We start from the raw sequence: 6,364 nt of genomic DNA, 5'->3' as shown, positions 1-6,364 counted from the left end.
GGAGGGAAGGTCAGCAGCGCCACTTTCGCCACGGTGGCTCTCGCGGAGAGCCGTAGGTCTGAACTGTGGCAGGCAATGCGCCGTGGCGAGGCATTGGTCACCTTCCGCACCCCCGACGCGGAGCACGCGCTCAAGGCGATGGCCGCGCACGGCGGGCTGACCGTCGGCGCCGGCACGGTCCTCACCCCCGAGCAGGCGGAACGGGCCGTGGCGGCGGGGGCCCGCTTCCTGGTCTCGCCGGGCTTCGACGAGGAGGTCGTCGCGAAGGGCCGGGAGCTGGGGGTGCCCGTGGTGCCGGGCATCGCCACCGCCACCGAGCTGATGCTCGCCCTGAAGGCAGGCCTCGACACCGTCAAGCTGTTCCCCGCCGAGCCGCTCGGCGGCCTGCGGATGCTTCGGTCGCTCGGGGCTCCCTTCCCGCAGATGCGCTTCGTACCGACCGGCGGCATCGGCGAGGACCGCCTTGCCGACTATCTCGCCGAACCCGCCGTTCTCGCCGTCGGCGGCAGCTGGATGGCGACGCCCGCGCACCTGGAGCGCGGGGACTACGCGGAGATCCGCCGGATGACGGCCGCCGCCGTGGACAGGAGCGAGCGGTGACCGTCCAAGGCGCCGACGTCATCGCGCTGGGCGAGGTGATGCTCCGCTTCGACCCGGGCGAGGGCCGGATCCGCACCGCCCGGACCTTCCAGGTCTGGGAGGGCGGCGGCGAGTACAACGTCGTACGAGGTCTACGGCGCTGTTTCGGCCTGCGCACGGCCGTCGTAACGGCCCTGGTCGACAATCCGGTGGGCCGACTCGTGGAGGACCTGATCCTGCAGGGTGGCGTCGGCACTTCGCTGATCCGCTGGGTGCCGGGTGACGGCATCGGCCGTACCGCTCGCAACGGGCTCAACTTCGTCGAGCGCGGCTTCGGAGTGCGCGGTGCGCTGGGCGTCAGCGACCGCGCGAACACGGCCGTCTCCCAGCTGCGGAAGGGGGACGTGGACTGGGACGCGGTCTTCGCCTCGGGCCCACGCTGGTTCCACACGGGCGGTGTCTTCGCGGGGCTGTCGCAGACCACGGTGGACGTGGCGGACGAGGCCATGGCGGCCGCACGCCGGTACGGCGTCACGGTTTCCTACGACCCCAACTACCGCCCGAGCCTGTGGGACGGCCGGGGCGGTGCCGAACGGGCACGCGAGGTCGACCTGCGGCTCGCCCGCCATGCGGACGTCGTGGTGGGCGCACTGGGTCTGACCGGGCGGTACCCGGGCGATGTACGTGTCCCTCCCGAGGGGGTACCGGACGCCCTCGCGGAGGTGGCCGGCAAGGTCCCCGCGGCCCAGGTTCTCGCGACGACGCTGCGGGAGGTCCCCTCCGCGGGTGTGAACGACTGGGCGTCGGCGGCCTGGTCCGCGCAGGCGGGGTTCGTCCCCGGCCCGAGGATGTCCGCTCTGCACGTACTGGACCGCATCGGCTCCGGCGACGCCTTCGCCGCCGGCCTGATCCACGGACTGCTCACGGGCGCCTCCCTGGAGCGTGCCCTCGCCTACGGCACGGCCCACGGAGCCCTCGTCATGACCACCCCGGGGGACGTCTCCATGGCCTCCCTCACCGAGGTCGAGGCACTCGTCGAGGGCGGCTCGGCCGCCGTCACGCGCTGACCGGTCGTGCAGCGGCCCGCATCACCCGCACTCCCGAGGAGCACCCTTGAGACAGTCCATCGGACGCCGGAAGATCACGAACACCTCTGTCGAGCTCACCGAACTCGGCTTCGGGGCCTCCGGCATCGGCAACCTCTACCGAGTCACCTCCGCTCGCGACGCCGAGGCCGCGGTCGACACCGCCTGGGAAGCCGGCATCCGCTCTTTCGACACGGCACCGCACTACGGACTCGGTCTCTCCGAACAGCGGCTGGGCGCGGCGTTGCGGGGCCGGCCGCGTGAGGCGTACGTCGTCTCCTCGAAGGTCGGCCGCCTGCTCGTCCCCAACGAGCGGCCTCGCGGCGTCGATGACGAGGGGTTCGTGGTGCGGGACGATTTGCGCAGGCAGTGGGACTTCAGCCGTGACGGGGTGCTCCGCTCCATCGAGGGGACCTTGGAGCGCATGGGTCTGGACCGTCTGGACGTCGTCTACCTGCACGACCCCGACGACCACTGGAGGCAGGCCGCCGAGGAGGCCATGCCCGCCTTGGCGGACCTGCGCGATCAGAGGGTGATCGGCGCGATCGGGGCCGGCATGAACCAGACGGCCATGCTCGCCCGCTTCCTGCGCGAGACCGCCGCCGACATCGTGATGCTCGCCGGGCGCTACACCCTGCTCGACCAGTCGGCGTTGGACGACGTGCTGCCGGCGGCTCAGGAGACGGGCAAGAGTGTGGTGGCGGTCGGTGTGTTCAACTCGGGCCTGCTCTCGCTGGACCGGCCCGCCGAGGGCATGAAGTACGACTACGAGGACGCCCCACCGGACCTGGTCGCCCGCGCCCTGGCGATCGCCGAGATCTGCGAGGCTCACGGTACGACCCTGCCCGCCGCCGCCATCGCCTTCCCGCACACGCATCGCACTATCATCAATGTCACCCTCGGTATGCGGAACCCGGAGCAGGTCAGACGAAACGTGGAACTCCACCATCAGCACATCCCCGAAGACCTCTGGGACGATCTTCGTGCCCAGGGGCTCATCAGGGCGGGCGTGCCCGCCGCGAACACGCAGGAGAGAGGTTCGCGGTGTCTTTGACGGACAAGGCCATCGAGCAGATCCGTGAGCTGATCAGCACCGGGGCGCTGCCCCCGGGGTCGAAGCTCCCGCCGGAGCCGGACCTGGCCGCCCAGCTGGGTCTGTCCCGCAACCTCGCCCGCGAAGCGGTGAAGGCACTGGCCGTCGCACGGATCCTCGAAGTCCGCCGGGGTGACGGCACATACGTCACCAGCCTGCAGCCCAGCCTGCTTCTGGAGGGGCTCGGCGGAGCGGTGGAGCTGCTCCAGGGCGACTCGGGCGCCCTGCAGGACCTCATGGAGGTGCGGCGTCTCCTCGAACCGCTCGCCACCGCACTCGCCGCCACACGCATCTCGGACGAGCAACTGGCCGAAGTGAAGAAGCACTTGGACGCCATGCGCGAGGCCCGTGACGATGTCGAGCAGCTCAACGCCCATGACGTGGCCTTCCACCGCGCCGTCGTCTCCGCCACCGGCAACGAGACACTCCTGACCCTTCTGGAGGGCATCTCCGGCCGCACACTGCGCGCCCGCATCTGGAGAGGTCTCGTGGACGACCAGGCCTCGGGCCGGACCCTCGCCGAACACGAGGCGATCTTCAAGGCTCTGGCCACCCGCGACGCCGCCCTCAGCCAGGCCGCCGCACTGCTGCACGTGAGCAACACCGAGCAGTGGCTCAGAGAGCATCTGCGCGCCAACGCACCCCTGCCTTCCGGAGCACGGCCGGAGAAATGACCGGTGGACGGCGCCTGACGCCGTCTCCGTTCCGATGCGCCGTCCAAACGCCTGACATCCTCAGCGCCGTGCCAGCGCCAGCACGCTCAGCCCGAACATCAGGACGCCCAGGGGGAGATGGACCGACGGTACGTGGGCGATGCCGAGCACGACCTGCACCGAGGCGAGGGCAAGGAAGCCGGACGCGTGCCAGATGGGCCGCGGGGAGCCGCCGCCCGGCTTCCACGCCAGCACCGCAGCCAGCACGTACAGCATCGAGGCCCCGTACATCACGCGGGCTCCGACGCTGTGCAGCGTCTCTCCGTAGGACGCGGTCAGCAACAACCCGGCGGACACCGCCTGCAGGAAGATCGTCAAAGTCTGCAGGATGATCGCGATCTGCAGAAACGAGAAGCTGCGCTGTGTCGTCGCCTGGGTGGCCATGTCACGGTCCCCTGTTCCGCCCGGAGGCAGTAGATCGATAAGGTCTCATCAGCCCGACGACGCGGGCCCGCGAAAGGTAAGGCGACGAGGCGGTCGGGGGCACGGGGATGGCTGCGACGAACACCGATGAGTTCGCCGGTGAGATAGCCGGCGAGTGGCGCCAACTGATCAATGTCGCCTACCGGTTGCTCGGTTCACTGGCCGAGGCCGAGGACGCCGTGCAGGAGGCCTACGCGCGCTGGTACGCGTTGCCACGAAGCCGGCAGCGGGAGATCGTGTCCCCCGGCGCCTGGCTGACGACGGTCACCGGCCGTATCTGCCTGGACGTACTCGGCTCGGCGCGGGTCCGGCGTGAACGCTATGTCGGCGCGTGGCTGCCCGAGCCGCTGCCCGACCGTGCCGAGTGGGACCACGGCCAGGGCACCGACCCCGCCGACCAGATGGTCCTGGACGAATCGGTGACCATGGCCTTCCTCATCGTCCTTGAGTCGATGACGCCCGCCGAGCGGGTGGCGTTCGTCCTGCACGACGTCTTCCGCTACCCCTTCGCCGACATCGCCGGCGTCCTCGGCCGGACCCCTGCGGCCTGCAAGCAGCTGGCGGCCTCCGCGCGGCGGCGGGTGGGCGTCGCGCGCGCTCCGGTGACGGCGGCCGGACAGGCCGAGGCGGTGCGGCATGTCAAAGAGGCGTGGGAGACGAAGAACATCGCGGCCCTCGTCGACCTCCTCGACCCGGCCGCCGTGATGACCGCAGACGGCGGCGGCATGGTCGGTGCCGTGCTGCGCCCGATCGAAGGCGGCGCGCGCATCGCCCAGTACATGGTCGCCATCGCCGACAAGGCTCCGGGGCTCGAACTCCTGGAGCGCTCGGTCAACGGTGCGCCGGGCCTGGTGGCCCAGCGTGCCGGTGTGGTCATGACCGTAGCCGCGTTCGATGTCGCCGACGGTCTCGTCACCCGGATCTGGGCGGTCCGCAATCCGGAGAAGCTGCGGCCGTGGGCGCGGGACGGCTAGGGGGGGGGGCGGATCATGCTCGGGTAGGGCCCGCTACGCTGGCGGTGTGTCTTCTGCTCTCGTTGTTGGTTACGACCCGCAAGCGATACCAGGCGTCGACGGAGAGGCTCTTCGCGCGGCTCTGGATGCGGAACTCGCCCGGTTCGCCGAGCACGGCATCGAGGCGGCCATGAGGCTGGTCGTGTTCGACGAATCGGCCGAGTCCACCCTCATCTCCTCGCTGACCGGGCACCCGTGGGATGTCGTGGTCATCGGCGGCGGGATCCGCAAGGCCGAACAGCTGCTTCCCCTCTTCGAGCGCATCGTGAACCTGATCCGCCGCCACGCGCCCCAGGCCGCCATCGCGTTCAACACCCATGGCGGGGACAGCGTCGAGGCAGCACAGCGGTGGCTCTGAACGCCGCCCCGCCGAACACGTCATGAGCCCGCGGGCCGAAAGCGGCAGCGGTGTCGGTGCCGGGTTCCTGCGCCAGTGGACCGCGTTGGCGTAACCAGCGGGCCGACCGCCCCGGCCGCCGCGACACTTGCGGATGTCCCGCTGTACCGCACTCTTGAGTCGCTCGAACTGACGGGGACCTTCACCGGGCGTAGCCTGATGACATGGACGCGGCCAGGATGGTCGGTGTCGAACGGCTACTCAGGGGACCTACTCGTTCCGCCTGGCTGCGCCCTGAAAGGGGTTGAGCGCCATGACGGAGGACCCGCCCGTTCCAGGCAGGGCCGGTGAAGACCCACTCAAGAGTTCTCCTGATCCAGAAGGACAAGCCCGTCAGGGGCAGGCAGTCGGAAAGACCAAGTCCAAGAAGGATCCAGTTTTCGCGAATGTGATCGATCAGGCCAGGAATGCTCCGATTTGGTGGACGATTTCCGTCTGCGGAGGCGCAGTTGTCCTCGGGGAAATCCTGCTGTGGCTGGTCGATCTGTTCAATTGGCAGAACGGTCTGTCCCCGGCCCAAGTCGTAGGCGGAGTGCTCGCCATCGTCGCCATCATGTCCTACGGCGGTTTCTACATCGCCTCTCGACGAGCACGGATCGCCATCACATCAAGTTTCCTGCTGACATTCCTCGTGATGCTGGCGTTCGTGCTCACAGTTCCCGCGATCGACAGCGGGGCGGACAAGAAACCTGTCCAACACCCGGCAACTTCCGGCAGAGTTACAGGTGCCGCCAGTAATGAGACTGCCGAGCAGGACTATGCCCACCAGTTGATGGGTGACTTCCGTTGGGTTGTGATGACCGTGATCATCGCGTACTTCGGAAGCGAGGCAGTGGTCGGCGGGACCAAGGTTCTGGCCGCGGGGAAGAAGGCCGACGACCTGGCGGCCATGAGGAAGATCCAGAGGTCCGATCGCGACCTGGTTGTCCCGCCGCCCAATGACGAGGAAGACAGCTAGGGGGTGTGTTGAAAGTCCTGTGCGGTGCCCGCGGTGTTCGGTGCGTGCCCTCGGCGTGCCGGACGAAGGCCCTCGTACTGGACGTACTTGGGGCTTCGGCCGG

8 protein-coding genes are annotated in these 6,364 nt (G+C 69.2%); 7 read left to right on the top strand and 1 reads right to left on the bottom strand.

Annotated elements, in window-relative coordinates:
- The 4 genes from eda to ABZS97_RS42990 form a co-directional block, all read left to right on the top strand.
- Positions 1-600: bifunctional 4-hydroxy-2-oxoglutarate aldolase/2-dehydro-3-deoxy-phosphogluconate aldolase (gene eda, locus ABZS97_RS43005; RefSeq protein ID WP_356149078.1), on the top strand; the 600-nt coding region annotated here is incomplete at its 5' end.
- 38 nt (positions 601-638) lie between these two features.
- The gene (locus ABZS97_RS43000; RefSeq protein WP_356149084.1) at positions 639-1,646 is read left to right on the top strand and encodes a sugar kinase; all 1,008 of its coding nucleotides are present in this window, start codon (positions 639-641) and stop codon (positions 1,644-1,646) included.
- A 58-nt stretch (positions 1,647-1,704) separates the two neighbouring features.
- Positions 1,705-2,718, top strand: coding sequence for an aldo/keto reductase (locus ABZS97_RS42995; RefSeq protein ID WP_356149081.1), 1,014 nt, complete (start codon positions 1,705-1,707; stop codon positions 2,716-2,718).
- Positions 2,709-3,431 (top strand): FadR/GntR family transcriptional regulator, encoded by a 723-nt coding sequence (locus ABZS97_RS42990; protein WP_356149075.1) that lies wholly within the window; start codon positions 2,709-2,711, stop codon positions 3,429-3,431. The genes ABZS97_RS42995 and ABZS97_RS42990 overlap by 10 nt, the downstream gene beginning before the upstream one ends.
- Before the next feature lie 60 nt (positions 3,432-3,491).
- On the opposite strand, the gene ABZS97_RS42985 is transcribed toward ABZS97_RS42990, so the two are convergent.
- A complete protein-coding gene (locus tag ABZS97_RS42985) occupies positions 3,492-3,854 on the bottom strand; it encodes a hypothetical protein (RefSeq protein ID WP_356149072.1) in 363 nt (120 codons plus the stop codon).
- A gap of 107 nt (positions 3,855-3,961) precedes the next feature.
- On the opposite strand from ABZS97_RS42985, the gene sigJ reads away from it, so the two are divergent.
- From sigJ to ABZS97_RS42970, 3 genes are all read left to right on the top strand, one after another.
- The gene (gene sigJ / locus ABZS97_RS42980; RefSeq protein ID WP_356149069.1) at positions 3,962-4,867 is read left to right on the top strand and encodes an RNA polymerase sigma factor SigJ; all 906 of its coding nucleotides are present in this window, start codon (positions 3,962-3,964) and stop codon (positions 4,865-4,867) included.
- A gap of 46 nt (positions 4,868-4,913) precedes the next feature.
- Positions 4,914-5,264, top strand: a complete 351-nt coding sequence (locus ABZS97_RS42975; RefSeq protein ID WP_356149066.1) for a hypothetical protein — start codon at positions 4,914-4,916, stop codon at positions 5,262-5,264.
- A 292-nt stretch (positions 5,265-5,556) separates the two neighbouring features.
- Complete coding sequence (locus ABZS97_RS42970) at positions 5,557-6,261, top strand: hypothetical protein (protein ID WP_356149063.1); 705 nt, start codon at positions 5,557-5,559, stop codon at positions 6,259-6,261.
- Positions 6,262-6,364: the final 103 nt, after the last annotated feature.

Origin of the sequence: Streptomyces sp. NPDC005485 (genome assembly GCF_040606085.1) — a bacterium.
Classification (GTDB): domain Bacteria; phylum Actinomycetota; class Actinomycetes; order Streptomycetales; family Streptomycetaceae; genus Streptomyces.
This window is presented reverse-complemented; position numbering and strand designations above follow the sequence as displayed.